Consider the following 26,600-nt stretch of genomic DNA (forward strand, 5'->3'; position numbering starts at 1 on the left):
ACTACAACAAGTTTACCAAAACTGTTATAGTTAGCACATTTACTGAACGGATTTTTCGTCCGTTTCGTATTAAACCGCCTTTTGAGCCGACAAGGTTACGTCTTTTACCTTTTTAGTGGTGCTATTGGATACTTCAACCCGGTATGTTCCGTTGACAGCATCATTCAAGCCAAAGTGAATGGTATTTCCTTCGATCAGTTGCTCACTGGCGATTACTTCGCCGTTCAGTTTCGACAGTTGAACCGTTACAGGTTGATCATCGACCCGGTTGACAACGACAGTTACATTCGCTTTCGGTGCGGATTGACCCAGCAGCGAGCCCAGTAAAGACTGAGGAACAACGGCGTCAACGACACAAATCATAATAAAGCCCATTCCGAGGGCAATCAACGAAGCTTTCAGTGTGGTGTTCATCTTTTTATTTGTTTACAGTGGAAAACCTTTTTTGAATCTGTTTCAACAAAGTAACTATATAAAGATAACATTTGGTTCACCACAATTAATCAACTGATTTACAGTACAATTTAAATTTAAGCATATTATTAAAATTGCATTTTATAAAACCAAATAATATTTGGCTTAACTACAATCAGTCTTCATCATATTTCTATTTAAGCCATTTACTCAAGAATTGAGAATAATGAAAAAATTCAAATATTCTTTATATAATACAATTTTTATTTTTATTTATAGAGGTAAAAAACCTAATTTTCTGAATTTTTCCGAACATTTGTAGCACCGATAATGGAGCGAATTAAGGAATTCGTGGTAACAATGAGCACCTGGCAGCACGAAAGGTCGTAAAGTGCGTACAGCCGAATAGTCCAATAAATAATTAACTTAAATGAGCCAATGAACAGAATACTATTCGCGCAATGGATGCTTTGTGCCGCTTTATGAAGGAAGAACAAGCGCCAATCGAGCGATGTATTTGGCAATAACAGCTCTGTCCGCAGCCGAACTAGCTATAGCAAGAGCGGATTCAAAATGGCTTAGCGCTTTGACATTATCAAGACCGGTGTAGAGATGACCTAATAATGAAAAATAAAAATGATTGTCGGTTAGCTGTAGCTTTTCAGCTTCTCGAATGGCGGCTTCTTTTCCATTGGTTTTTGCCAGGGCAAATGTACGGTTCAGGGCAGCTATGGGTGAATATTCCAGTATAAGCAGGTGGTTGTAAAGCTGCAAGATCTGTTCCCACTTTTCGGAAGTATCTTCTTTGTGGGTATGCCAATAAGCTATTCCGGCTTCCAGATGATAACTGGAGAGCTGATTTCCGTGCGATGCCTGAATTAAATGGTAGGTACCTTTTTCGATCAGTCCCCGGTCCCAGCGGGTTTCGTCCTGATCTTCGTACAAAATAATTTCGCCTTCTGAATTGCTCCGGGCCTCAAAGCGGGAAGCGTGAAAGCACATCAGCGCAAACAGCGCATGAACGGCGGGCTTGTTGGTAATTTCGTTTTCGATCAGCAGGTAATTCAGGCGCATAGCTTCGGCACAGAGATCCTTGCGCAGTGGAATATTTTGTGAGGTAGAATAATATCCCTCGGAAAACAACAGGTACAGGGTTTGCAGAACGGTTTCCAACCGGCTGTTGATCTCCGACAGATTAGGCTGTTCAATTTTAATCCGGGCTTCTTTCAGCTTTTCTTTCGCCCGCTGGATTCGCTTATAGATAACCTCCTTGTTCGTGATGAAGGCATCGGCTATTTCCTGAATCCCAAAACCGCACAGCAAATTCAGGGCGAGTGCAACCTGCGCTTCACTGGAAATACAGGGATTACAAACCGCAAAAATCATCGCTAACTGACTGTCGGCAATATTTTTATGGGATAAATCAAGATCAATTTCTTCGTTTTTTGGAGCCGTATACTTTATTTCAGCCAAAAGCTTCTGCTCAAAAAGCGAATTCCGTTTTAGGTGATTTTTGGTTTTGTTCTTGGCAACGGTATACAGCCAACCCGTCGGGTTATCGGGAATACCTTTTAAACTCCACAATTCTGTAGCCGACAGGAACGTATCGCTAACAATATCCTCGGCGACCTCAATATGCTCAATACCAAACCAATAGCAAAGTACTGAAACAATTTTTCGGTACTCCGTCCGGAACAAATGGGGTAACAGCTCTCGTTCTTCCATATAGCCAGGAAAACCGCCTTCGTTGTCAGAAGGCGGTTTTTGGTCGTTTATACCGTCGGTGCTGGCATGGCCATTCGCACTTCAACGACGGCCCCCCACTGAATGATTGGGCAACCTTTCGCAATTTCTACGGCTTCGTCATAATCGACCGCCCGAATCATGATCAAACCGCCCAGCGATTCCTTAATTTCGGCATAAGGCCCGTTGGTTACCGTGTGGTTGGAACGGATCACCCGGCCGCCAGCATCCCAGCGCCGGGGTGGGCTAACCAGTTTGTTTTGGGCGGCTATGCTACCGATCCAATCCTGAAACGGCTTAATTGCGGCCTGCATTTGCTCGGGCGATGGGCTGGCGTCTTTGCTGGTCAGATCCCGGTGGATGGCCAAGAGAAATTCGTTCATAGCGTTTTTTTGTTTACAAGAAAATGGTTTGATTTAAGCGAACTGGCCCACTTGATACGTTCCGATGGCTGCCGGAAAAGCCAAGTTGATGCGGTTCCAGGTATTGATGGTCGTAATAGCCAGTGTGAGATCGATTAGTTCTTCGTCCGAAAACTGATTATTCGCCCAATTGTATACCTTATCTGTTACGTGGCATTGCGTCACCGCTTCTGCCCAGGCCAGGGCGGCTCTTTCCCGCTCGGTGTAATACGGGGCTTCTCGCCAGGCACTTAGTCCATACAGGCGCTGCTCGGTTTCTCCTCTCGCCCGCAAATCTTTTGAATGCATGTCGAGGCAATAAGCACATTGGTTGATCTGGGATACCCGGAAATAAACCAGTTCCAGCAGATTTGTATCAACCGGCGATTTCTTTAGATAGCCGCCAATACCAAAAAGAGGTTTCAGGGCCCCCTGCCCTTTTTCATGAATGTTCAATCGTTGTTCCATTGGTATCTGAATTTTTATTCATGACAACTGGATTCTCAGAATTGGACAACGGTGACAATTTTTTTAGAAAAATTCCAGCATCCATCCGCGCGTCGCGCTCAACTCCTATTTCACAAAAAAACGGTGCAGGCTTGCCTACACCGTTTCAGTTGCTTTTTGTTGAACCGGCACCGGTACCGGATCGTTTTTGGGCGGAATATAATGCCGGAAAAAGCTGCCCACTTTCATTTGCAGGACGCCAAAAACCGCTTCCTTGAAAATACCGGTCGACATTTTGGAAACACCCTTGGTACGATCTGTGAAAATAATCGGCACTTCCGTTATCCGGAAACCGTACTTCCAGGTCAAAAATTTCATTTCAATCTGAAAAGCGTAGCCAACAAACCGAATGTTATTCTGAAGCACCGCTTTTAAAACCGCCTGGTTGTAGCAGATAAAACCGGCCGTTGGATCCATTACCGACATTCCGGTGATGAAACGAACGTAAACGCCGGCAAAATACGACATCAGCACGCGGCCCATCGGCCAGTTGACCACGTTCACCCCCGTGATGTACCGAGAGCCAATAGCCACATCATTCCCGCCAATGACACAGGCTTCGTACAGCCGAACCAGATCGTCGGGATTATGGGAAAAATCCGCATCCATTTCGCAGACATACTGGTACCCTTCGTTCAACGCCCAGTGAAAGCTGGCGATATAAGCCGTACCGAGACCGAGTTTTCCCCGACGCTCCATGAGATGAAGCCGTTGCCCCCCCTCACCAGCCTCAAACTCGCGTTGCAGGACTTTTACCCGCTGGGCTGTCCCGTCCGGCGATCCGTCATCGACAATCAACACATCAAAGGGCGCGGGCAAACTCAACACCTTGCGAATGATGGCTTCGATGTTTTCGATTTCGTTATAGGTCGGAATGACCACTAAGCACTCTTTCAAAATATGATTGATTAAATTACGCTATTGATTAAATAACATAAAAGAAGCCGTTTCTATGCAATTTAATCCTTAAAAATTGTTAAAACCAGCTAAGAGTCAGCCGTTTTCAACATTGACAGCCGCCCGCCCAACTCCCGGCCCTTCTGAATGCAGTCGGATAAGCTCGTGCCCTGGTACCAGTTTGCACACACATACAGGCCATCGGCTTCTAGTTTCGGAATGCCCCGTTTCACCGGCACAATCCGGGCATCATACTGCGGAATTGCGCGTTCCCAGCGCGTCACCCACTGTCGGACCGGATTTTCGGTGCCAATACCAAAGGACTGACTCAATTCCTGGTGGACCCGTTGCCGGACTATATTGTCGGATTGACGGGTGTTTTCGCGTCCCTGGATGCCACCCACCAGGCTGGTGAACAGCACTTCATCAGCCGGGCAACGTTCGGGGAAAACCGAGCTATTCCAGATATGCCCGGATGCAAAACGACCTTCAATTCGAGGATTCAATCCACCAAAACCGTTCAGCGGGTGTTTTATATCAGCCCGTTTATAAACTGAATGAACGGCAATCATGGGGGGATAATTAATTTGACGCAATAAGTCAGCCGTTGCAGGCCGATCAGCCTGAAGCAAACTGGCCGCAGCCAGGGTATCACAGGCCAGCACCACCGCATCAGCCGGGTACGAGCCGCTTTGGGTTTCCAGCAGCCAGCCGGTTTCCGTTTTCTCCAAACGATTTACAGCATCATTCAGATGCAGATTCGTCAGTTCTTTCGACAATAGGTTGGGCAACGTTTGCAGGCCATTGAGGAAGGTAAACGACTGCCGCCGACCCATGGACTCCACATTTTTAATAAAACCGCGCAGCACCGAACCGTACTTTCTTTCGTAATCCAGCAGCATCGGGAAGGTTTCGGAAACCAGCAATTGATCGGGATCACCGGCGTAGATACCGGCCACAAACGGCGCCAGTGCGTATTCGACCACTTCCTGCGAAAACCGTCGGCGAAAGAAAGCACTCAACGTCTCACCCGGGGGCGAAACCGAATGGTTGGACCGTTCCTTCCAGATTGCCTTCTTGGTTCCCCAACCGAAGAAAGAACTAAACAAGATGGCCAGTGGTCCAGAAGGCAGTTGCTGGTAGTCACCATTGCGATAAATGTAGCGCGCTTTGCTGACGGGATTGGCAAAGCGGATTTCCGACGTCAGCCCCAGCCGGTCGAGCCAGGACAGCAAATTGGCGTCGCCCAGTAAAGAATTGGGACCCAGTTCAATCAGGTAGTCACCTTCGCGTCGGGAACGCATCAGCCCACCCGGTTCATTTCCTTTATCGAATACCCGGCACGCAATGTTGCGTTGCTGAAGTTCGTAGGCCAGCGTCAGGCCCGATATCCCTGCTCCAATAATGGCAATCATTTCTTTAAATTTTTAAGTCGGGCCGGAAGTTTGCTGGGGCTCAGGTCCGTGCTCGTCTTTTTGCCGGTTTCCGTACTGTCGGTCAATTTTTTGCGTCGCTCCAATTCCTCCGTCACCTGTTTGTAAATATCGGCCAACTGCTCAGGATTTGACGAATAATACGTATAACTCTTTGAATAAGCCGCCGTGTCAACCTGGTATTTTTTAAAAACCCTCATCTCGAGCCGCTTGTAAATCAGCGTATTGCTATCCTGCGACACGCGATTCATCTTGGTAACCCGAGCCTCGGCCAGATGAATCTCGGTCAACACCTGCACCATCTTCTCCTCCGGAATGAGGTTTTTGGGAGCTTCTACCACCGAATTTTGACAAGCCAGCACCCAGCCTGTCAGTAGCAACAGGCCCAATAGTCGGAAAGGGTTGCACGGTTGCGCCTTCATTTTCGTTATTTTTGTCAAAACTGGCATTTCAGTACAAATGTCGGGAATCCTGTTCGTATAACACGCTGCTGACGGCTGCTATTCTTCATGGAACAAATTTAACCTGGTTTTGGACGGTGTTAGGACAGAATAATACGGTACACGAGTTTTTGAAAAGACTCTATCAGTTCGAAATCCGGATACGGAAAGCCGTCAACTCGCAGATGCGCGGTAACTTCCGCTCCATTTTTAAAGGATCGGGCCTTGAATTTAGTGACTTGCGCACGTACCAATACGGCGATGACGTTCGTACTATTGACTGGAACGTGTCGTCAAAAGGGCACGGAACCTTTGTGAAAATTTTTCGGGAAGAGAAGGACCAAACGGTTTTTTTCCTGATCGACGTCAGTGCTTCTCAGGAGATCGGGACAACAACACGCTCGAAACTCGATACAACCCGCGAAGTATGTGGCGTTCTGGCCTTGTCAGCCATCAAGGAAGCCAGCCACGTTGGGATGTATTGTTTTTCGGATCAGAAAGAGAAATACCTGAAACCGTCGAACAGTATGAAGCACGGTTATCAACTGGTTGTCAACCTTTTCAAATTAAAGCCTGAATCCGTCCGTACCAACCTGGCCGACGCGCTGCTTTTCACGCTCAATGTCTTAAAGCGCCGGAGTGTGGTCTTTCTGGTTTCCGACTTCATCGATTCTGGCTACGAGCATAACCTGAAAGCACTTGCCCGCAAGCACGATCTGGTTGTTATTCATATGTACGACCAACGGGAAACCAACTTGCCCCGGCTGGGCATTATCCCGGTTTACGACACCGAAAGCCGTCGAACCGTCTGGGTTAATACGTCATCGCCCCGCTTTCGGAATACTATCAAGCAAACGTTTCGGCAAAGTCAGCAACAACTGGAACGGTTGTGCAAACAGTACAACGCCGATTACGTGGCTCTCGATTCACAAGCGGATTATGTACCGCAGCTGATCGAGCTCTTCCGTGTCCGAAAAACCCGATAAAGCCCTGGAAAATTAACCAATGAATAGAAAGGAAAAACCGTTGATCAGCTTGTTTCCCTTCCTGCATCTTTTCCGTAGGCTCCAGGCTGGCTGTTCACTGTTCCTTGTCTGTTTGTTGTTCGTTCCGGCCAAAGCGCAGTTGCCCAAAGGTGTATTTCTGACTGATACCATCGAAATCGGAAAACCGTTTCAGTATTCACTGAGTGTTCGCCACCGAGCCAGCGTAGATGTCCTGTTCCCAGACACGGCCCGGCATTTCAGTCCGTTTCTGGTGCGTGACATCACTATTTTTTCAACCCAAACCGATGCCAGCGGTAGCCTGGACAGTTCGGTTTATACTCTGATTTCGTTTGAAACCAGACCTTCCCAAACGCTGCAGGTCCCGATTGTTCTGCTGCGCTCCCCCACCGACTGCACCCAGGTACTATCCAACATTGATACCGTTCAGCTCCGGGAGCGAATTCAAACGATGCGGCCCGACACGCTCCGGCTATCGACCGAAACGAAGGTGGTTTCGCTGCGGCAGCAAATGAACTATCCGCTCCTGTTGGTCATTCTGCTGATTTTATGCGGGTTGGCGGGCGTCTTATTTTTGTTTTTTGGCAATAGCATCCGAACGCGAATCCGACGTTATCAATTATACCGGCAGTATCAGGAGTTTCAACGGTCGTTCAACCGCCTGACGCGCGGTATCGGCCCTGAAACGGCCCACGAAGATGCCGGGCGGGCCGTTATCATCTGGAAAAAATACATGGAACGGCTGGAACGCAAACCGTTTACGTCGCTAACCACCCGCGAAATTGTAGAGCTGGTGCAGGACGACCGGCTGGCTGACGCGCTGAAAGAAATCGACGGCGTTATTTATGGCAGTTTTTATTCCGATCGTACGCAGCAGTCGCTGCGCATTCTGAACGAAGTAGCCGACAGCGCCTTCCGCCGGAGCAGTGCTCATTTGCAGGAAATGAGTCAGGAATTGACGACTTGAATTAAATAGAATGGAGTGGTTTTCGTACAAATGGTTTGCTATCTCGCAATTACGCCAGTTTTCCTGGGCGCACCCGATCTATTTGTACGTTATTCCGGCCATTTTCCTCATTTTTGGCTTGCGAACGTTACTATCAAGCCGGTCTCAGCAACGCCTGAACATTGCCCTCAACCGCACGGAACTTCAACCGACGTTGGTGGGTAGTTTACGGTATTTGGTACCTGTTAGCTTATTCATCAGCCTTGCTCTTATTCTGGTTACACTGGCGCGTCCTCAACTTATTCGGGAGGAGCCCGAGCGCGTAGCCGAAGGGATTGATTTGATGTTGGCAATCGACATTTCGTCATCTATGGCCGAAACCGACCTGAAACCCAATCGGTTGGAAGCAGCCAAGCGCGTAGCCCGTGCCTTCGTGAAGAGTCGGCAGAATGACCGGATTGGCCTGGTGGTATTTGCCGGCGAAGCCTATTCGCTATGCCCGCTTACCACCGATCACGATTTGCTCAACAGTTATTTGAACGAACTTGACAATAGCATGATCAAAACATCCGGCACCGCCATTGGTAGCGCGCTGGCGGTTTGCATCAACCGGATGCGCGAATCGAAAGTCAAAAGCAAGGTGACTATTTTGCTCAGCGACGGCGATAATACCGCTGGCAATCTCGACCCGGTGACGGTAGCACGGCTGGCCAAAGCCTTCAACATCCGGATTTACACCGTCGCTATCGGGCGCCCTCCCCGTCTGAGTGTTCCCAACAACATTGCAACGGTTACGGTCGACGAAGGTATTCTGACCACCATTGCCAACATTGGTAGCGGAACGTTTTTTCGGGCGGGTGACGCCCCCCGTTTGCAGGCGGTTTTCAACGAGATCGACCGACTGGAGAAGGCCCCCGTCAAAACCGTTATTTATAAGGATGTGAAGGATTTCTACCGGGTTTATCTGTATTGGGCTATTGTCTTCCTGCTTCTGACTCTGTTGTTGAAAAATACAATTTTTGGAAATATTTTAGAGGATTAAAAAACGAAGAGTGAAGAAAATAGAGAAGCCAAAAACCAGTGCGTAGCCTTTACTCTCCTGTCTACTATGCTCTTATCTTGTTACAACGAAACCGCCATTGAAGCGGGGCTGGACGAAGTCGGGCGGGGATGCCTGGCCGGCCCGGTAGTGGCGGCTGCGGTGATTCTCCCCAAAAACTATACGCACCCGATTTTGACGGATTCCAAGCAATTAAGCCGGTTTCAACGCGAACAGCTGCGGGGCGAATTGCAGCGCGATGCGCTGGCCTGGGCCGTTGCCGAAGTTTCCAATGAAGAAATCGATCAGATTAATATTCTGAAAGCCAGTTTTCTGGCTATGCACCGGGCGCTGGATTCCATCATGAGTGAGCTCGATGGAATCAAACCCGATCACTTGCTGGTGGATGGCAACCGGTTTGTCAATTACCCGATGATTCCGCATACGTGTATTGTGAAGGGCGACAGCAAATTTCTGTCGATTGCAGCCGCATCCGTACTGGCCAAAACCCACCGGGATGAGCTGATGGAAAAGTTATCGCTGGAATTTCCGCACTACGGCTGGGCGCAAAACGTTGGCTATCCAACTCCGTTTCACCGCCGGGCTATTTTGGAACATGGGCCGTGTCAATGGCACCGACGGAGCTTTCGGTTGCTGTAAATTCGTATAAGCCATCGAACCGGCCCGATTTCTTTGGGCGCTCGCAAATTCACGGTCTATTCCAACGCTTTACGACGTCCTGGAGTCTTGACCATATACGCTTTCCCGGGGATTTTTATGAGAGTTTTTTTACTTCTGTCACTCCTGCTACTGGTTACGGCCTGCAACCGCAAGAATGAGGACGCTATCCTGGCGCGGGGACAATCATTCCGGCTGATTCGCACCGATTATTACGGTGTTCCGGCTAATGCGTCGTTGTCTCAGTCAACTCGTTACGAATATGATGCGAACAATCTTTTGCGCGAAGTAGTAACGTCCGAAAACGCAGATGGCCCTGTTTACAGCAAATTAGTTCATAACTGGGTGAAAAGCAACATCCTGCGTATCGAGCATTATTTTACGAATCCTCCTTGGTCGAGCAGCATTCAACCAGGATTGCCGTTGAAAATGCACACCTATAATGAAGTTGTATTCAATCCAGATACGACGGTTCTTGAACAAAAACAGTATATGCTGGATAACAACCAGCCACAATACCGCTCTTCTACAAAGTACGAATACGATCCCCAAAAACGACTCACGCGCTTAAACAATTATTCACTTGACGGAAAGCTCGGCTCTTACACGGTTTTTGAATACGACACACGGGATAATGTGATCAGGGAAACACTTTACTCCAACGTTTCCAACACAGCCCAACCGAATATCGTTACTACGTACGAATACGACAACGCACCTAACCCGCACCATACCACCCAAATGAGAACTACTATCAGCTGGTATATGAGTCGTAATAACATCATCCGACAGAAGTCCGCTAATCTGGCTTCGGGCATTAATTCCGATGAGCAATGGCGCTACGAATACCGCCCAGACGGTTATCCGGCCCGGATGATTTATGAAGATGGGCGGAAAGAGGAGTTTATTTATAGCCGATAGGAGTATAGTTCCCGGTTGCTGACGCATTTCATCGCGAAAAAGGAGCAACTGAAACGCGCAAACTCTAACCCTGCTTTGGACGTTTATACAAGGGTACGGTGCTGCACGGTTCGCCAAACATAATACTTTGGGCAACGGGCCGCAATCGACGCGTCACTTCAACATAAGCGGCTGTTGGCACCGGCACTTTGCTGCACCCTTTCACTACCACCCGGCTATCGCGGTAATCTTCAATAGTAATCCGGTTGATAGCGTCGAAATATAGTTTTTCCTCCAGATCCTGCAACGATCCAAAAACAACCGTATGGGCGTACGGCTCCAGGTAGATCGTCAGCAACATGTAAGCCCAGGTTGGAATGATGGCATCCTCCGAACAGGTCACGGCCACATTTTTACCGGCGTACTGGCTCCAGTCGTGGGCTTTCAGAAACTCACGAAAATCTTTTTCCTTAAGAATCATGCCCATGAAAAGGTTGTCTTTCAAGTCGTAGACAAGCCGTTCGCCAGAATGATAATAATCTTCCAGATCCAGCGTCACCAGGCCGCTTTTGGCCACACGGTTTACAATCAATTCGGTTTCCATACCCGCTAAACAACCAACTTCTTCGGCTTGGTTCCCACAAAATCCTTGAGGTAATACGGCTCAAAATTGGCTACGTCTTCAAACTGCCCCTGATCGTAGGCAATAGCAGCCAGCTGTCCAACGGTTTTTGCGGAGGGATGAATGGATTGCTGCGGAAAAACCGCATTAACGTGGTGATCGAGCACTTTCTGGCATTTGGCCGCCCCGTTGCCGAAGAATACCACAGGCTGCTGGGCCAGCAGATCAGTAAAGGAATGTTCGTCGATAATCTGCGCTGAAGTAGCCATCATTTCCCGTCCTTCCGTGTCGAAAACCGCACAATAGACTTCCATTCGCCGGGCGTCGAGCATGGGACAAAGGGCGTAGGACTGCGGATAAAAGCCGTTCACCTGATGTACCATTGCCGCGAGGGTATCGATGGCCAGCAGCGGTTTCTCAAGTGCAAAACACAATCCTTTCGCCGTCGAAACGCCAATCCGTAAACCCGTATAGGAACCCGGCCCTTTGGCCACCGCAATAGCATCCAAGTCAGCAAGCTGATGCCCACTGTGCAGTACCGTATGCTGAACCAGCGTTGTCAGCATTCCTGAGGAGGATTTTTCCGTAAATAATTCGTAACTGGCGGCTACAACCCCGTCGCGGTGCAGCGCCACCGAACAAACGGTCGTAGAGGTATCGATGGAGAGAATGAGCGACATTTAACGGAATGATGCGTTATGAACGATAAACTAATAGAGTCGCGTCAACTCGTTCATCCTTCATAATTTATCATTAATAAAACTACTGTTTTCCTTTTAAAATAGACTGATAGCGGTTCATGTCGCCGAACAGACCCAGGGCGGCTTTTATTTCGGGATCAGTTGCGAACGAGGCCTCTTTCATCCCTTTTTGCAGGTAGTAATGCCCCACAATCTCCTGCTCCAGCAGCGCTTTCAGTTCACCCTTGAACGTTGCCAGATCCACATCCTTGCTGTGCGACAGTTTGGTTTTGAGCGCTTTCAGCTGATCCTGAATCTGATTGAACGACTTTTCTTTTTTAGCCGATGCTTCCAGCGTCCCCAGATCTTTTTCGACCTGCGTGGTGTAATCGTATTCCTTGTCTTTCAGCCACGTTACAAACTCCTGGTACTCCGCGTCAGTCAGGTGAAACTCGCGGGCCGGTTTGATCGTCGGGTGATCGTGGCGGTATTTCACGGCGTAATCGAAGATCAGGCCCTTGTTGGTCAGGCTAAGCGCAATCGGCGCGGGAATGCTCGGCTCAATTGCCACATCCGGCGTAACACCGCCCCCGTCGTACACCGGGCGCCCCGCCTTGGTTTTGAATGCGGTTTTCAGTGAATCCGGAATCTTCCCTACGCTACCATCCGGATTCCGGTGACTATAGTCGATGGCCTGAATACACCGCCCGCTCGGAATGTAGTATTTGGCCGTTGTGATTTTCAGTTTGGTATTGTACGAAAGTTCGCGCGTGGTTTGCACGAGCCCTTTGCCGTACGTCAGCTGGCCCACCAGAACGCCCCGGTCATAATCCTGAATAACGCCCGAAACAATTTCGGCGGCCGATGCACTCCGGCTGTTGGTCAGCACCACAATCGGAATTTCGAGATCCAGGGGCGGATTCAGAGCTGTGTATGTTTTATTCCATTCGGTCACTTTGCCCTTTGTCGTCACAATCTCCGACTCGCGCGGCAACCAGATGTTGGCAATATCAATGGCCATGTTCAGTAAACCACCCGGATTTTCGCGCACGTCCAGCACCAGCTTTTTCATGCCTTTGCCTTTCAGCTCGGTAAACGCGTTACGAACTTCCCGCGAAGCCGTTCCCGTAAAATCCTTCAGATCAATATAGCCTACCTCATTGGTAATCATGCCATAATAGGGCACGTTGGTCATTTTGACAACGTCGCGCGTCACATTCAGGTCGATGGGCGATGTGTTTCCAAACCGTTTAACAGTCAGTTTGACAGCGGTATTGGTTTGCCCGCGCAACAGTTTATCCGAGTCCATCTCACGCCGGGTTTTGATATCCACGCCATCTATTTTGACAATTTCGTCCCCAATCTGCAAACCGGATTTTTCAGCGGGTGTGCCTTCGTAAATCATCATGACGATACTCTTTCCCTGCCGCGAACCGATCAAGGCCCCGATGCCGTTGTAACGGCCGGTGGTCATGGTCATGTAATCTTCGATCTCGTCTTCGGCGAAAAAGTTGGTGTATGGATCGAGCGATTTCAGCATGGCGTCGATGCTGGATTTCACCATCCGGTTCGGATTCAGTTCGTCTACGTAATACAGGTTTAGCTCTTTGAAGAGCGTCGCGTAAATATCCAGGTTACGCGCGATTTCGAAGAAACGGTCGTCGTTGCGGAACGAATAAAAACCAAGGCTTCCTGCCAGGAGGGTCGCGCCCAGGGCGACAGTCAGACGTTTGCGCGTAAACATGTTTTTATAGATTTGAGAGGCAAGACAAGAGATAAAGGACTTGCGCGAGAGGCAAATTTCTCTTGTCTCCCGTTGAATCTCTATAATCTACATACGAGCCAAAGCTAATTTCATACTTTTTTCTATCTCTTCAAACGAAATTTTCTCGCGGGCGGTATATAAAAAGACAATATAAGCCGGGGGCTGCTTCGGTTTTTCGGCTGTACCCAATAAAAGCGATTTGTTTTTACGGTAGGCTTCGCGGGCGCGACGGCGGATGAGGTTGCGGTCGACGGCTTTTTTGAAATTTCGGCTCGAAACGGAAATAAGAATAGCGGGTAGTGGAGCGGCCCCGGCTGGACTGCTCTCGGTAGCACGCTCCCGATCGGGCTCATTCCGATAAAGGAGCCGAAACGGAAAAAGGTAGAACGTCCGCGTGGTCGCACTACCTTTCTGGAATAACTCTCCGATGGTTTTTTTACTGCAAAGCCGTTCGGATTTCTTGAACGTTTGCTTCATTATCGGTTCATAGTTTAGTGTTTATAGTTCATAGTCTGGCCCGATTAACGGAACCATAAACAATAAACCTTAAACTATAAACGAATTAGATCTTAAACCGATCGCCTTTTTTCTCGTCCGAAACCGTCAGTTTATGACGTCCTTTCGCGCGACGGGCGGCCAATACTCGGCGGCCATTGGCAGAGGCCATGCGCTCGCGGAAACCGTGCTTGTTCCGGCGCTTACGGTTCGAAGGTTGAAACGTTCTTTTCATGACTTATTATATATTGTATGCCTGTTTTTCAAATGAGTCTGCAAAGGTAGGGAATGTTTTGGAACAGCGCAAGTTTGGTTCGCAGATTTAGCATTTTCTAAACCGCTAATGATCAAACACGTTACCGTTTCTGCCAACTCATTCTGATCGCAAGGACCTGACCGGGTCGGCCAGAGCCGCTTTGAAAGACCGGTAGCCTACCGTTACAATTCTAGACAAATTGGAAAGGCTGCTATCAGGGTTTTTGGGTGATCCTGTATACGATAACCCTATTTTATATTGCTCTTTATTACCGGCAGCCGAATGTTACAATCAAACAAGGCTTATCTTCGCACTTATGCACTACCGTATTTCGTCCAGCAATCCCGCGTCCCGCCTGATCGAGGTTGAATTTTTTCTCACAGCAATTTCTGATTCAACCGTCGAGCTCCAGCTTCCGGCCTGGCGGCCCGGGCGGTATGAATTGCAGAACTTTGCCAAAAACATTCAACGGTTTGAAATCTTCGACCAAACCGGAAAACCGCTGGTCTTTCATAAAATTACCAAAGACCGCTGGCGGGTCCAAACCGAAGGAGTGTCAGAACTGGTTGCCCGGTATACGTATTACAGCAATACCGTGAATGCCGGAACCAGCTTTGCCGATGAACGGCTTTTCTACATCAACCCGGTGAACCTCTGCCTGTATGCCGATTCCCATTTGCAGGAAGCCTGTACGTTGAAACTGGCCATTCCTGCTGAGTGGCAGATTGCCTGTGGCTTACAGCAAACCGCGCCGGGTCTTCTGAGCGCGTCGGACTATTACGAACTGGTAGATTGCCCGCTGATCGCTTCACCCGATTTGCAACATGCGGCTTATGAAGTAGACGAGACGGTTTTTCACGTTTGGATTAACGGTGCCATCACCCCCGACTGGGAGCGCATCCGGCACGATTTCCGGCTTTTTTCGGAAGAACAAGTGCGGCTTTTTGGCGAGTTTCCGGAAAAAGAATACCACTTTCTGACCTTAATCCTGACGACCGCCTTTTACCACGGCGTCGAACACCGGAACTCCACGATGCTGGTACTAGGCCCTAATGACGAGGGCGAGGGCTTGTACACGGATTTGCTGGGTGTTTCGTCGCACGAGTTGTTTCATGCCTGGAATGTCATTCGTATTCGTCCTACGGAACTGCTACCGTACGATTTTACGCGGGAGAACTACTTTACGACCTGCTTTGTGGCTGAGGGTGTTACGACCTATTACGGTGACCTAATGCTCCGGCGGTCGGGCGTTTTCAACGATCTTGCCTATTTTAAGGAACTTCAGGTGTTGCTGAAGCGCCACTTCGAACCTAGCGGGCGGGCCTTTCAGTCGCTGACCGAATCCTCCTGGGATTTGTGGCTTGACGGTTACGACAAAGGCGTCCCAAACCGCAAAGTGTCGGTGTATCATAAGGGAGCAACAGTCGCTCTGATTCTGGATTTGCACATTCGCCGGAAGTGGCAGCACGAACGGTCACTGGACGATGTGATGCGGCTCATGTGGGAACGGTTTGGAAAACCGTTTGTCGGTTATTCAATTGAAGATTACCGCGCCATTACGGAAGAAGTAGCGGGTGAACCGCTCGACTGGTATTACGAGCGCTGCATTTTCGGTAACGAACCACTGGAAGACCTTTTGAACGATTACCTGGCTTTCATCGGGCTTCAACTTGAATCCGACGCGACCGATCCGGTCAGTACGCCTTCGGTTCTGCTCGTTTCAATCGACAACCCGGAAGGGCTCAAAAACCGCCACCGCTGGTTGGGTAAGTAACCGCTGACAGATCGATTGAGCTGACCAGGATTACTTACCCATTCGGCTTATTTTTTCACTTTAGCCCGCATTTCGGGCAACGTCTGACCCTCCGTAGTGTCGCGTGGCCGGGTCTGAGGTCCATCCAGGCTGTGGCTGGTTGTATCGCCCTGCAAGCCCATAATGGTGGTATCCGTTGCCATCTCCGACGAGTCGGTTGTTGCATTCGTACTTTCGGTCTTGGAACCGCAGCTTAAACAAAAAGCGGTCAGCAGAATCCCCAACCCGACGGGCAGGCTTCGACTTCCATTTTTCAGGTTGTTTTTCATGATTATCAAAACGTTGGGTGAATAGAACACTTATTTAACAGAACACCCCGGGAGTTGTTCAGGAAAATGACGGAATGATCCTTGGTAAACAACCCGAACAAAGCGTTGTTATGATCAGAACCGTCCTTGTTTTCGATCTCATTTTTTCGTATCTTAGCTTGTTATGAATTTCAAGCTGACTTCAGAATTTAAACCAACTGGCGACCAGCCAAAGGCCATTGAAAAGCTGGTAAAAGGCCTTCAGGAAGGCGAACCATCGCAGGTATTACTTGGGGTTACCGGATCAGGAAAAACGTATACCGTAGCCAACGTCATTGCCCAGCTCAACCGCCCAACGCTCGTTCTGAGCCACAACAAGACCCTGGCAGCCCAGCTTTACGGCGAGTTCAAGCAGTTTTTTCCCGACAATGCTGTTCACTATTTTATCTCGTATTACGATTACTACCAGCCGGAAGCGTTCATCGCAACGACCAACACATATATTGAGAAAGACCTGGCCATCAATGAGGAGATCGACAAACTGCGACTGGCTGCGGTTTCGGCACTCATGAGTGGTCGGCGAGATATTGTGGTGATTGCTTCCGTTTCCTGCATTTACGGTGCCGGAAACCCCAATGAATACAAAAAAAGCATTGTAAGGCTGGGTGTTGGCGAGATCATGAGCCGCAACCAGTTTCTGTTCAAACTGGTCGAAATTCTCTACAGCCGAACCGAAGTGGAATTTACGCGGGGCACGTTCCGGGTGAAAGGCGATACCGTCGATATTTTCCCGGGTTATGCGGATTTCGCGTACCGGGTTATCTTTTTCGGCGACGAAGTGGAAAGCATTCAGCGCATTGATCCGGCTTCGGGCAAAAAAATTGCCGACGATCGGATGATTGCCATCTTCCCGGCCAATCTGTTCGTTACGGGGCGTGATACGCTGAATATGGCCATTGGAGAAATTCAAAATGATCTGGTTTCGCAGATACGGTATTTTGAATCGGAATTTCGTAATCTGGAAGCGGAACGGATCAAGGAGCGCACCGAGTTCGACATCGAGATGATGCGCGAATTGGGTTATTGCTCCGGGATTGAAAACTACTCGCGGTATTTTGACCGCCGGATGCCGGGGCAACGCCCGTTCTGTCTGCTCGATTATTTTCCGGATGATTTTCTGACGGTGGTTGATGAAAGCCACGTAACGATGCCGCAAATCCGGGCGATGTGGGGCGGTGACCGCTCCCGCAAGGAGGCTCTTGTGGACTATGGTTTTCGGTTGCCGTCGGCGCTGGATAACCGCCCGCTTACGTTTCAGGAATTTGAGGAATTGACCTCGCAAACGATCTACGTGAGTGCCACGCCCGCCGATTACGAGCTGCGCCGGAGTGAGGGGGTGGTAGTCGAACAGCTGATTCGCCCGACGGGTCTGCTCGATCCGGAAATTCAGGTACGCCCCAGTCTCAACCAGATTGACGATTTGCTTGAAGAAATCGACAGCCGCATCAAAAAAGGGGAACGGGTTCTGGTAACAACGCTCACCAAGCGGATGGCCGAAGAATTGAGCAAATACCTGGAGCGGGTGGGGATCAAAGGCCGCTACATCCACTCGGAAGTCAAAGCACTGGACCGGGTAGAGATCCTGCGGGAACTACGCTTGGGCGTGTTTGACGTGCTGGTAGGCGTTAACCTCCTGCGGGAAGGACTCGACTTACCGGAAGTGTCGCTGGTGGCTATCATGGACGCCGACAAAGAGGGTTTCCTGCGTGACATCCGTTCGCTGATCCAAACCATCGGCCGGGCCGCCCGGAACGCCAACGGTAAAGTATTGATGTATGCCGACCGCATCACGGGCTCGATGGAAAAGGCGATCAGTGAAACCAACCGACGGCGGGAAATTCAGATGGCCTATAACCTGGAACACGGTATTACGCCCACCACGGTTTTGAAATCCCGCGAAGCCATCATGGAACAAACCAAAGTGGCTGATTCGCGCCCGGCGGCCAAACAGTTTTACATCGAACCCGAGGAAATCCGGATTGCTGCCGACCCGGTGGTGCAGTATATGGGTAAAAATGACCTGGAACAGGTTATCAAAGATACCCAGGCTAAAATGGAAAAAGCCGCCAAGGAACTGGATTTCCTCGAAGCGGCTCGATTGCGGGATGAACTGTTTCAGTTGCGCGATCGCTTAAAAACAGCCCAGGTCTGATGGACCGGCGGACGGTCGGGCGCGGCCGCTTTAGTTCGTGTGATTCTTACGCGTTTATTACACCAAAATCACACGAACTAAAGTCCGTCCTTATACCGTTGCCGCTTCTTTCATGCGCTCGGCGTTTTCAGCAATGCGAAGTTGATCAATGAAATCATCAATGTTACCATCCATCACTGACGGCAGGTTATAAACCGTCAGACCGATGCGGTGATCAGTCACGCGGCTTTGCGGATAGTTATACGTCCGGATTTTATCCGAACGGTCTCCACTGCCCACCATTGATTTGCGCTGCGAACTGATTTCGTCGTTGTGTTTCTGTAATTCGATTTCGTACAATCGGGACCGTAAAACCGTCAGGGCTTTTTCAGTATTCTTCAACTGCGACCGTTCATCCTGACACTGCACAACCAGCCCTGAGGGAATGTGCGTCAGCCGAACCGCTGAATACGTGGTGTTAACCGACTGGCCACCCGCACCCGACGAACAGAATGTATCTTTCCGAATGTCGTTCATGTTGATCTGCACGTCCACTTCTTCGGCTTCGGGCAACACCGCCACACTGGCCGCCGAAGTGTGAATCCGCCCCTGCGATTCGGTTGCCGGAACGCGCTGGACACGGTGTACGCCGGACTCGAACTTCAATTTACCGTAAACGTCTTCGCCCTCAATCTGAACAATAATCTCTTTGTAACCGCCCGAAGTCCCTTCGGTATAGTCCATCAGCGACATCCGCCAGCCCATGCGGTCGCACAGGCGCTGGTACATCCGGAACATATCTCCGGCAAAAATAGAAGCTTCGTCGCCCCCGGTTCCGGCCCGAACTTCGAGAATGACGTTTTTGCTGTCGTTCGGATCTTTCGGAATGAGCATTTCTTTCAATACTTCTTCCATCGGTTCCCGCTGCGGCTGCAACTCTTCCAGCTCAGCTTTGGCGAGTTCCCGCAGGTCTTCATCACGCTCCGTCGCCAGAATTTCCTTCGCCCCATCAATGTCCTGCAATAGTCTTTTATACTGCTGATATTGCTTGACGATCTTGTCGAGGTCCTTGTATTCCTTGCTCAGCTTCGTGTATTTCTTCTGATCAGAAACGATTTCCGGCATCATGATCTGCTGCGAAACCTCGTCAAACCGTTCCTTTATGGCTTCTAATTGGTCAATCATTGTTAGAATAGTGTCAAAACGATGGTATCCATTCGTATTCGTCAGTACAAATCTACGAAAATTCGGTCAGTCAACCGTTCCGTATTACATTTGTCAACGAAACAACACACTTCATCGTTATCCAGATAGATGACAAGAATTTATCGCACTAAGTTCCTCGCAATGAACCGCATCTTTTCGCTTTGCGTCTTCTTTCTTGGCGTAGGCTTTTTTTGTTCCTGCAGCCCCGACCGCAACCAGAATACGAAGGAACTGGCGCAGGAAATGAACGACCGAAAAATCAAACGCGTAACGGATGCGCAACTGACCGCTGCCATCGACGACTGGGGTAAAAAGCTCGTGGAAACCTCTCGCAAAGCGCTGACGAGTGCGCTGGATAAAAAAACCGTAGCCCCCCCCTGCTCGCTAAACGATATCCCAACCATACAGAAGCTGGAAAAACAGTACGCCGTCAACATCGATCTGCTGAGTGCCAGGGATACCGCAAATGCAACCCTGGACGCCAAAGAGCGGGAATTATTGGCCGCTTACACCTACAATGCCGAGAACAAACTTGAGCAGAGCGACAATATTCAAAAACTGAACGACTCCCTTTTTGTCTACAACTCGCCGGTTCCGGTTACTGACGTTATTTGTAAAACCTGCGCGGACAATGCAGCCCTGCCGTTTGTAACCTGGCGCATCATTTTCAAAAAGCGGGAAATCATCCGGCGCATCAATCCGAAGAAACTACAATAACAAGCAACAGCTACAGATTGCCATACCCTGCCCGAATTTGTACAAAAAAGCGACCAAATAGCACGATCCAAATAGCTATTTTGTACTTTTGAAAACCATCAAGTTCCATCCCTTAACAAACGCAGGATTTCACGCATGAGCAATCTGAACAACAAAGCAGATCAGTCGGTTAGCCGTCGCGGTTTTGTCAAAGCTTCGTCGCTGGCGTTGGCTGGCGTTACCATTCTACCCCGACATGTATTAGGTGGGAAGCGGCCCGACGGGTCGGGTTACATTGCCCCGTCGGATAAACTCAACGTGGCAGGCGTCGGCATTGGTGGTATGGGCAAAAGCAACCTGAACGCCCTGGCTCCGACCGAAAACATCGTTGCCCTCTGCGATGTCGATGAAAAATACGCCGGGCCGGTCTTTGAAAAGTACCCGAACGCCAAGCGGTATAAGGATTACCGGAAGATGCTGGAAGCCCAAAAAGACATCGACGGTGTGGTAGTAGCAACGCCCGATCACCTGCACGGCGTCATTGCTTCAGCGGCCATGAAACTCGGCAAACACGTTTATGTGCAAAAACCGCTCACCGTTACGGTTTGGGAATCCCGCGAACTGGCCCGGCTGGCGAAGGAATATCCGAAAGTGGTCACGCAAATGGGTAACCAGGGGCACTCGAACGACGACGCCCGGCTGATCAACGAATGGATTGCAGACGGTGCCATCGGAAAGGTACAGGAAGTACACGTCTGGACCAACCGCCCCATCTGGCCGCAGGGCATGGACGTGCCGAAAGAAGCCGTCGATGCGCCCTCAACCCTGGACTGGGAGTTATTTCTGGGTCCGGCTCCGCACCGGCCTTACAATCCGGCTTATACGCCGTTTAAGTGGCGTGGCTGGGTCGATTACGGCGCTGGTGCGCTCGGCGACATGGGCGCTCACCTGGTTGACCACCCCTATTGGGCCCTGGGCCTCAATCCGCCGATCAGCGTCGAAGCTTCCTCAACACCCTTCAACAAGCAGAGCTACCCGATGGCGTCGATGGTAACTTACGAATTTGAAACCAAAGACAAGAAGAATCCGCTGATCATGACCTGGTACGACGGTGGCATTCTGCCGCCCAAACCGATGGAGTTTGGCGATGGTCCTGTACCGAAAAGTGGCGGAGTACTCTACGTTGGTACAAAAGGAAAACTCTTCCACGAAACCTACGGCTCCAAACCCCGGCTGCTCCCCCAGGAAAAGATGGATTCGTACAAAAAACCGGCACAGACCATTCCTCGCGTGGGCATGAGCCACGAACGCAACTGGGCCGAAGCCTGCAAAGGCAACGGTAAGGCGGTTTCACCCTTTGAATATGCGGGGCCGTTGTGCGAAAGTATGCTGCTCGGTATTGTGGCCCTCTACAAACAAGGAACAAAACTGAATTGGGACACCAAAAACATGCAGTTTACCAATGCTCCCGAACTGAACCAGTACCTGAAACGCGATTACCGCCAGGGCTGGGCGATGTAGTGGGTGTAGAAATTATATGTAGGTAGTGATACAAGCCATAAAATCGCTTGTATCACTGCTCTTCTCTCGCATTTTTCAAATGAAAAAACAATTATTGTTCGTGGCCTTTGTCCTGTCGACGCTGCAACTGCTGGCGCAGGCACCCAATACCCTAACCGCGCAGGAAAAGAAAGAAGGCTGGAAATTGCTCTTCAACGGCAAAGATGTTTCCGGCTGGCATACTTACGGCAAAACCGGAGTTGGGTCGGCCTGGATCATTGAAGACCAGGCACTGAAACTAAATGTACCCGAACGAGCCGGAAACAAAGCCAAAAATGGGGGCGATTTAGCCACGGATTTATCTTTCAAAGGCGATTTTGAATTCAAGGCGGATTTTAAGGTCGAACGGTTTACCAACAGCGGAATTTTCTTCTTTGTGACCGAATCGCCGGAATACAAGCAAATTTACCATACCGGTCTGGAGCTTCAGGTGCTCGACAATGCCATTTACGAGGGTGCGCCGGAAAACACCCACCGGTCGGGTGATTTTTTCAGCGTTGCCAACGCCCGCATCCGCGAACCGAAGCCAGTTGGCGAGTGGAACCAGCTCCATTTCAAACTGAAAGGCAAGATGTTATCGGTGTACATGAACGGGTATTTGATTCAGGAGCACAACATTGATAGCGACGACTGGAAAAAACGCGTGGCCGCCAGTAACCTGAAAACCGCCCCGCTCAGTAAAGGGCAATACGCCGGGCGAATCGGTTTGCAGGACTGGGGCAGTACGGTTTGGTACCGAAATATCAAAATTCGCCCGCTTTGAAAATTGCTTACCCAGTTTGACCGCATCATGTCGGTGATTTACCAAACGGCTCTTGGGTGTCAAACGAAACGGATTATATTTGTTTTGCAAAACCTAAACAAATATGAATCGTCCGTACCTGGGAGAATTTGAAGAACTGGTGCTGCTGGCTGTTGCCATGCTCAACGGTCAGGCGTACGGCGTAGCCATTCTCGATGCCATTGAGAAGCAAACGGGCCGAACGGTGAGTTTGAGTGCGATTCACGCGACGCTGCAACGGCTGGAAGAAAAAGGCTATCTAAATTCCGAAATGGGCGGAGCAACGGCCGAGCGCGGTGGACGGCGAAAACGTTTTTTTACCGTGACCGTGGGCGGAACCCGGGCTTTGCAGGAAATTCATACAACTCGCAACCAGCTCTGGAACCTGATTCCCAAAGCCGTTTAACCTGACTACTAGCCATGTGGCACACCATTTGCTGATCTTTTCACGCAAAGTTTATTGGCCATTTGTGTAATCCTGTCCGCACGTCCGAACCTTGCCACCCGATTTTGTGTTGACAGACAAAAATCCCATTTTCATGGACTGTCAGTACCTTCCGCTAACCGCTACCGGCCAGTTTTCATCGCTCTTCCTCGATTATATCTCTCAAAAAGAAGCAATTCAGCCTTATTACAACCGCTTTCCGACGCTGGAAGCCTTCGCCGAGCAGGCAAAAAGCCGGTCATTCGATGAAGCAAAACGCCGGACGCTGGTGGAAGTTCTGGAGCGACAGTACCGCAACATTCCGAACAAACCAGACTTTTCCGTCCTCACCCAACCCAACACGTTTACAGTTACCACGGGGCATCAGCTCAATATTTTCACGGGGCCGCTCTACGTGCTTTACAAGTGGATTACGACGGTCAACCTGGCCAAAAAGCTGAACGAAACGTTCCCCGAATACCGGTTTGTCCCGATCTACTGGCTGGCCGCCGAAGACCACGACTTTGCCGAAATCAATCATTTTACACTCTTTGGCAAAAGCTATACCTGGGAAACGGAACAGCGCGGGGCCGTTGGTCGCATGAATCCGAAAGAGTTACAGACTATCTTCGAGCAGATGCCGGAAAAGCTGTTTCTGTTTGAAGAAGCGTACCTGAAACACGACACGCTTTCTGATGCCGTGCGCTGGTACGTTAACGAACTACTGGGCAGCGAGGGGCTGATTTGTCTGGACCCCGACGACGCCGATCTGAAGCGGCTTTTTGCGCCAATCATCAAAGAAGAACTGCTTCACCAACCAACCAGCGGTATTGTTACCGAAACCAGTGAACAACTGGAAGCCCTCGGTTACAAAACGCAGATAACGCCCCGCGAAATCAACCTTTTTTACCTGGACGAGCAACTGCGCGAGCGGATTGTCCGCGAAACGGCGGAGGACGAAACGGTTTCGTACCAGGTCCTGAACACCGATCTGCGATTTTCGCAGGAGGACCTGTTGAAACTCGTGGACGAACATCCCGAGCGGTTTAGCCCGAATGTGGTCCTTCGCCCGGTTTATCAGGAAGTAATTCTGCCCAATCTGGCCTACATCGGTGGTCCCTCCGAAGTGCCCTACTGGCTCCAACTAAAAGGTATTTTCGATCACTTCCAGCTACCGTTCCCGCTGCTCATGCCCCGCAACTTTGCCCTGTACGTCAACCCGGCCAGCGCAAAAAAAATGGATAAGCTTGGCGTACTGCCCGAAGAATTGTTCTGGGATGAAGTGAAGCTGCGCCGGACGTATACGCAACGGATCAGCGAATATTCCCTGGATCTATCCGACCAGAAAGCGTGCCTGGAACAGTGTTTTGCCGAAATTCTTGATAAATCCGTTAAGGTTGACAAGTCCCTGGAAGGGGCCGTTCTGGCCGAAAAAGCCCGGCTGATGCATACAATTGACCATCTGGAAAAACGGCTCAAGAAAACGGAAGAAAAGAATCACGAGACGGTTTTGACCCAGTTGATGACCCTCAAAAACAAACTCTTTCCAAACGGCGGCATTCAGGAACGCTCCGAAAACTACCTCAATTTCCAGCTCAACGATCCGCAGTTTATCCAGAAATTGCTGACGGTTTTTGATCCGCTGGAATACCAGATGCAGATCCTGAAAGACTGACCGCATGACCAAAGCCGAACTCCGCACTGAGTTTCGCCAGAAGCGCCGGTCATTACCGGCAGCCGACTGGCAAAACCGCTGTCTGGCGCTTTCGGAGTTGTTTATGGCCTTGCTTCAAAGCAACCGTTGGCAACGGACGGTTTCGGTCGTCAGCTCGTTTTTGCCCATCGTTCATCAGCAGGAGGTCGACACCTGGTTGATTGTCCGACGGCTCTGGCGGGATTTCCCACAAATCCGGGTAGCCGCACCGGTGACGGATCTGGCAGCCGGAACCCTGACCCATTACTCCATTACCCCCACAACCGAGTTTACAACAAGCCGCTACGGTATTCCCGAACCCAATTCATCGTTCATCATTCCTGATTCATCCATCGATCTGGTCTTGGTGCCCCTCCTGGCCTTCGACCGGTCTGGCAATCGCGTAGGGTACGGGGGCGGTTTCTACGACCGTTTTTTGCCCGAGTGCCGCCCAGACTGCCTCAAGATTGGCTTATCGCTGTTCGATCCGGTTGAACGAATTGACGATGTGTTTGAAGGTGACGTTCCTTTGAATGGCTGCTTTACCCCCGAACGGTTCTGGACGTTCTCCTGAGATTTCTACCACATCTTTTGTAGATTACCGCAATGAAAATCCTTGCATTCGGGTGTTGTATGTTACTGGCAATTCAACCCATTTGGGCCCAAAAAACCGTGGCCGCGCTCGACGCGGTAATGCACCAAAACTTTCCGGCCGATCAGCCCGGCGGAGCATTGCTGGTGGTGATCAACGGAAAAACCATCTACAACCGGGGTGTTGGGCTGGCTAATCAGGAAACGAAAGCGCCGATTACGCCCGAGACTAACTTCCGGATGGCATCGGTTTCCAAGCAGTTCACGGCCATGTGCATTCTGCTGCTGGAAAAACAGAAGAAAATTTCTTTCGATGATAACCTGCTCCGGTTTTTTCCGGACTTCAATCCGCGCGTCGGCCAGAAAATCAAGCTGAGGCACTTGCTTACGCATACTTCTGGCCTTCTGGACTACGAATCGCTCCTACCCGATGATCGAAAAGACCAGATTTTTGACGCCGAAGTACTGGCATTGCTGAAACCACAGGATTCAACGTATTTTGAACCGGGCAGCCGGTTTCGCTACAGCAATTCGGCCTTTTGTTTGCTGACGCAGGTGGTGGAACGGGTCACGAAAAAACCGTATCGGGCGTTTATCACCGAAAACCTTTTCAAACCGCTAGGCATGAGCCAGACAACGTTGTACGAGCCCAACCGAACAATTCCGAACCGGGCGATGGGTTACGCGCGAAATCAGGACCAAACCATTCGATTTTCGGATCAGAGCGTGACGAGCGGCACCCAGGGCGACGGCTGCGTTTATACCTCCCTGACGGATTATAAAAAATGGAACGATGCGCTGGTTACCAACCAACTGGTCGATTTGCCGAAACAGCTCAGCCGCATCAAGTATCCGCTCACCGGGGCACCAAACGGTTTTTACGGCCTGGGCTGGTTTTTGACCCAAACAAAGGATGGGACGCCAGAGTTGTTTCATTCGGGCAGCACCTGCGGCTTCAGTAATTGCGTGGTCTGGCTGCCAGCAACAAAAACCTTACTTGTGCTGTTCGCCAATCTGGCTGATAATCACCGGCCGTTTGCAGACATACTGAACACTTTGAAACCGGAAGTTGAACTTTTGGGAGATGTCTGGACGTTGCACAATCTGACGAATTGAGTGACTATTTCGAATACCGGCGCTCTTGAAATAGTCCGGGGAATTCTTAACTTTACAACCC

Annotated in this window: 28 protein-coding genes; 14 read left to right on the forward strand and 14 right to left on the reverse strand. The window is 50.0% G+C overall.

Going from position 1 to position 26,600, the window contains the following annotated elements:
- Nucleotides 1–69: 69 nt before the first annotated feature.
- The 7 genes from ACYVH9_RS18720 to ACYVH9_RS18750 form a co-directional block, all read right to left on the reverse strand.
- Nucleotides 70–414: a hypothetical protein gene (locus tag ACYVH9_RS18720; protein ID WP_460637908.1), complete on the reverse strand. Its 345-nt coding sequence runs from the start codon at nucleotides 412–414 to the stop codon at nucleotides 70–72.
- 480 nt (nucleotides 415–894) lie between these two features.
- On the reverse strand, nucleotides 895–2,139 hold the full coding sequence (locus tag ACYVH9_RS18725) for an RNA polymerase sigma factor (RefSeq protein ID WP_460637909.1): 1,245 nt from the start codon (nucleotides 2,137–2,139) through the stop codon (nucleotides 895–897).
- A 47-nt stretch (nucleotides 2,140–2,186) separates the two neighbouring features.
- Nucleotides 2,187–2,540 (reverse strand): YciI family protein, encoded by a 354-nt coding sequence (locus ACYVH9_RS18730; protein WP_460637910.1) that lies wholly within the window; start codon nucleotides 2,538–2,540, stop codon nucleotides 2,187–2,189.
- 33 nt (nucleotides 2,541–2,573) lie between these two features.
- Nucleotides 2,574–3,026 carry a carboxymuconolactone decarboxylase family protein gene (locus ACYVH9_RS18735; RefSeq protein ID WP_460637911.1) on the reverse strand — a complete coding sequence of 151 codons (453 nt, stop codon included), beginning with the start codon at nucleotides 3,024–3,026 and terminating at the stop codon, nucleotides 2,574–2,576.
- A gap of 135 nt (nucleotides 3,027–3,161) precedes the next feature.
- Nucleotides 3,162–3,962: a polyprenol monophosphomannose synthase gene (locus ACYVH9_RS18740; RefSeq protein WP_460637912.1), complete on the reverse strand. Its 801-nt coding sequence runs from the start codon at nucleotides 3,960–3,962 to the stop codon at nucleotides 3,162–3,164.
- An 89-nt stretch (nucleotides 3,963–4,051) separates the two neighbouring features.
- A complete protein-coding gene (gene hemG, locus ACYVH9_RS18745) occupies nucleotides 4,052–5,377 on the reverse strand; it encodes a protoporphyrinogen oxidase (RefSeq protein ID WP_460637913.1) in 1,326 nt (441 codons plus the stop codon).
- On the reverse strand, nucleotides 5,374–5,817 hold the full coding sequence (locus ACYVH9_RS18750) for a DUF4296 domain-containing protein (protein ID WP_460637914.1): 444 nt from the start codon (nucleotides 5,815–5,817) through the stop codon (nucleotides 5,374–5,376). The genes hemG and ACYVH9_RS18750 overlap by 4 nt, the downstream gene beginning before the upstream one ends.
- A gap of 203 nt (nucleotides 5,818–6,020) precedes the next feature.
- Here ACYVH9_RS18750 and ACYVH9_RS18755 point away from each other — a divergent pair, with 203 nt between their 5' ends.
- From ACYVH9_RS18755 to ACYVH9_RS18775, 5 genes are all read left to right on the forward strand, one after another.
- Nucleotides 6,021–6,821 (forward strand): DUF58 domain-containing protein, encoded by an 801-nt coding sequence (locus ACYVH9_RS18755; protein ID WP_460638163.1) that lies wholly within the window; start codon nucleotides 6,021–6,023, stop codon nucleotides 6,819–6,821.
- 19 nt (nucleotides 6,822–6,840) lie between these two features.
- Nucleotides 6,841–7,806 carry a hypothetical protein gene (locus tag ACYVH9_RS18760; protein ID WP_460637915.1) on the forward strand — a complete coding sequence of 322 codons (966 nt, stop codon included), beginning with the start codon at nucleotides 6,841–6,843 and terminating at the stop codon, nucleotides 7,804–7,806.
- 10 nt (nucleotides 7,807–7,816) lie between these two features.
- On the forward strand, nucleotides 7,817–8,827 hold the full coding sequence (locus ACYVH9_RS18765) for a vWA domain-containing protein (RefSeq protein ID WP_460637916.1): 1,011 nt from the start codon (nucleotides 7,817–7,819) through the stop codon (nucleotides 8,825–8,827).
- 66 nt (nucleotides 8,828–8,893) lie between these two features.
- Complete coding sequence (locus ACYVH9_RS18770; protein WP_460637917.1) at nucleotides 8,894–9,484, forward strand: ribonuclease HII; 591 nt, start codon at nucleotides 8,894–8,896, stop codon at nucleotides 9,482–9,484.
- A 117-nt stretch (nucleotides 9,485–9,601) separates the two neighbouring features.
- Nucleotides 9,602–10,423: a hypothetical protein gene (locus ACYVH9_RS18775; RefSeq protein ID WP_460637918.1), complete on the forward strand. Its 822-nt coding sequence runs from the start codon at nucleotides 9,602–9,604 to the stop codon at nucleotides 10,421–10,423.
- Nucleotides 10,424–10,487: 64 nt separating this feature from the next.
- Here the strand turns inward: ACYVH9_RS18775 and ACYVH9_RS18780 are convergent, their stop codons facing one another.
- The 5 genes from ACYVH9_RS18780 to rpmH all read right to left on the reverse strand — a co-directional run bounded on the left by ACYVH9_RS18780 (nucleotide 10,488) and on the right by rpmH (nucleotide 14,199).
- A complete protein-coding gene (locus ACYVH9_RS18780; protein WP_460637919.1) occupies nucleotides 10,488–11,006 on the reverse strand; it encodes a DUF2480 family protein in 519 nt (172 codons plus the stop codon).
- Between the two features lie 5 nt (nucleotides 11,007–11,011).
- Nucleotides 11,012–11,704 carry a tRNA (adenosine(37)-N6)-threonylcarbamoyltransferase complex dimerization subunit type 1 TsaB gene (gene tsaB, locus ACYVH9_RS18785; RefSeq protein WP_460637920.1) on the reverse strand — a complete coding sequence of 231 codons (693 nt, stop codon included), beginning with the start codon at nucleotides 11,702–11,704 and terminating at the stop codon, nucleotides 11,012–11,014.
- An 82-nt stretch (nucleotides 11,705–11,786) separates the two neighbouring features.
- Nucleotides 11,787–13,448, reverse strand: coding sequence for a S41 family peptidase (locus ACYVH9_RS18790; RefSeq protein ID WP_460637921.1), 1,662 nt, complete (start codon nucleotides 13,446–13,448; stop codon nucleotides 11,787–11,789).
- Between the two features lie 87 nt (nucleotides 13,449–13,535).
- Nucleotides 13,536–13,946 (reverse strand): ribonuclease P protein component, encoded by a 411-nt coding sequence (locus ACYVH9_RS18795; protein WP_460637922.1) that lies wholly within the window; start codon nucleotides 13,944–13,946, stop codon nucleotides 13,536–13,538.
- Between the two features lie 85 nt (nucleotides 13,947–14,031).
- Nucleotides 14,032–14,199 carry a 50S ribosomal protein L34 gene (rpmH, locus tag ACYVH9_RS18800; RefSeq protein WP_111628991.1) on the reverse strand — a complete coding sequence of 56 codons (168 nt, stop codon included), beginning with the start codon at nucleotides 14,197–14,199 and terminating at the stop codon, nucleotides 14,032–14,034.
- Nucleotides 14,200–14,536: 337 nt separating this feature from the next.
- Here rpmH and ACYVH9_RS18805 point away from each other — a divergent pair, with 337 nt between their 5' ends.
- A complete protein-coding gene (locus ACYVH9_RS18805) occupies nucleotides 14,537–15,994 on the forward strand; it encodes a M61 family metallopeptidase (protein ID WP_460637923.1) in 1,458 nt (485 codons plus the stop codon).
- A gap of 47 nt (nucleotides 15,995–16,041) precedes the next feature.
- On the opposite strand, the gene ACYVH9_RS18810 is transcribed toward ACYVH9_RS18805, so the two are convergent.
- Complete coding sequence (locus tag ACYVH9_RS18810; RefSeq protein WP_460637924.1) at nucleotides 16,042–16,302, reverse strand: hypothetical protein; 261 nt, start codon at nucleotides 16,300–16,302, stop codon at nucleotides 16,042–16,044.
- 163 nt (nucleotides 16,303–16,465) lie between these two features.
- On the opposite strand from ACYVH9_RS18810, the gene uvrB reads away from it, so the two are divergent.
- Nucleotides 16,466–18,493, forward strand: a complete 2,028-nt coding sequence (uvrB, locus tag ACYVH9_RS18815; protein WP_460637925.1) for an excinuclease ABC subunit UvrB — start codon at nucleotides 16,466–16,468, stop codon at nucleotides 18,491–18,493.
- 90 nt (nucleotides 18,494–18,583) lie between these two features.
- Here the strand turns inward: uvrB and prfA are convergent, their stop codons facing one another.
- Nucleotides 18,584–19,657: a peptide chain release factor 1 gene (gene prfA, locus ACYVH9_RS18820; RefSeq protein ID WP_460637926.1), complete on the reverse strand. Its 1,074-nt coding sequence runs from the start codon at nucleotides 19,655–19,657 to the stop codon at nucleotides 18,584–18,586.
- A 162-nt stretch (nucleotides 19,658–19,819) separates the two neighbouring features.
- Here prfA and ACYVH9_RS18825 point away from each other — a divergent pair, with 162 nt between their 5' ends.
- From ACYVH9_RS18825 to ACYVH9_RS18855, 7 genes are all read left to right on the forward strand, one after another.
- Nucleotides 19,820–20,395 carry a hypothetical protein gene (locus tag ACYVH9_RS18825; protein WP_460637927.1) on the forward strand — a complete coding sequence of 192 codons (576 nt, stop codon included), beginning with the start codon at nucleotides 19,820–19,822 and terminating at the stop codon, nucleotides 20,393–20,395.
- 135 nt (nucleotides 20,396–20,530) lie between these two features.
- Nucleotides 20,531–21,895 carry a Gfo/Idh/MocA family protein gene (locus ACYVH9_RS18830; RefSeq protein ID WP_460637928.1) on the forward strand — a complete coding sequence of 455 codons (1,365 nt, stop codon included), beginning with the start codon at nucleotides 20,531–20,533 and terminating at the stop codon, nucleotides 21,893–21,895.
- Between the two features lie 79 nt (nucleotides 21,896–21,974).
- Nucleotides 21,975–22,697 carry a 3-keto-disaccharide hydrolase gene (locus ACYVH9_RS18835; RefSeq protein WP_460637929.1) on the forward strand — a complete coding sequence of 241 codons (723 nt, stop codon included), beginning with the start codon at nucleotides 21,975–21,977 and terminating at the stop codon, nucleotides 22,695–22,697.
- 103 nt (nucleotides 22,698–22,800) lie between these two features.
- The gene (locus tag ACYVH9_RS18840) at nucleotides 22,801–23,121 is read left to right on the forward strand and encodes a PadR family transcriptional regulator (RefSeq protein WP_460637930.1); all 321 of its coding nucleotides are present in this window, start codon (nucleotides 22,801–22,803) and stop codon (nucleotides 23,119–23,121) included.
- Nucleotides 23,122–23,254: 133 nt separating this feature from the next.
- The gene (bshC, locus tag ACYVH9_RS18845; protein WP_460637931.1) at nucleotides 23,255–24,814 is read left to right on the forward strand and encodes a bacillithiol biosynthesis cysteine-adding enzyme BshC; all 1,560 of its coding nucleotides are present in this window, start codon (nucleotides 23,255–23,257) and stop codon (nucleotides 24,812–24,814) included.
- Between the two features lie 4 nt (nucleotides 24,815–24,818).
- Complete coding sequence (locus ACYVH9_RS18850) at nucleotides 24,819–25,406, forward strand: 5-formyltetrahydrofolate cyclo-ligase (protein ID WP_460637932.1); 588 nt, start codon at nucleotides 24,819–24,821, stop codon at nucleotides 25,404–25,406.
- Nucleotides 25,407–25,438: 32 nt separating this feature from the next.
- Nucleotides 25,439–26,539, forward strand: a complete 1,101-nt coding sequence (locus tag ACYVH9_RS18855) for a serine hydrolase domain-containing protein (protein WP_460637933.1) — start codon at nucleotides 25,439–25,441, stop codon at nucleotides 26,537–26,539.
- Nucleotides 26,540–26,600: the final 61 nt, after the last annotated feature.

This window comes from Larkinella harenae, from assembly GCF_054780515.1.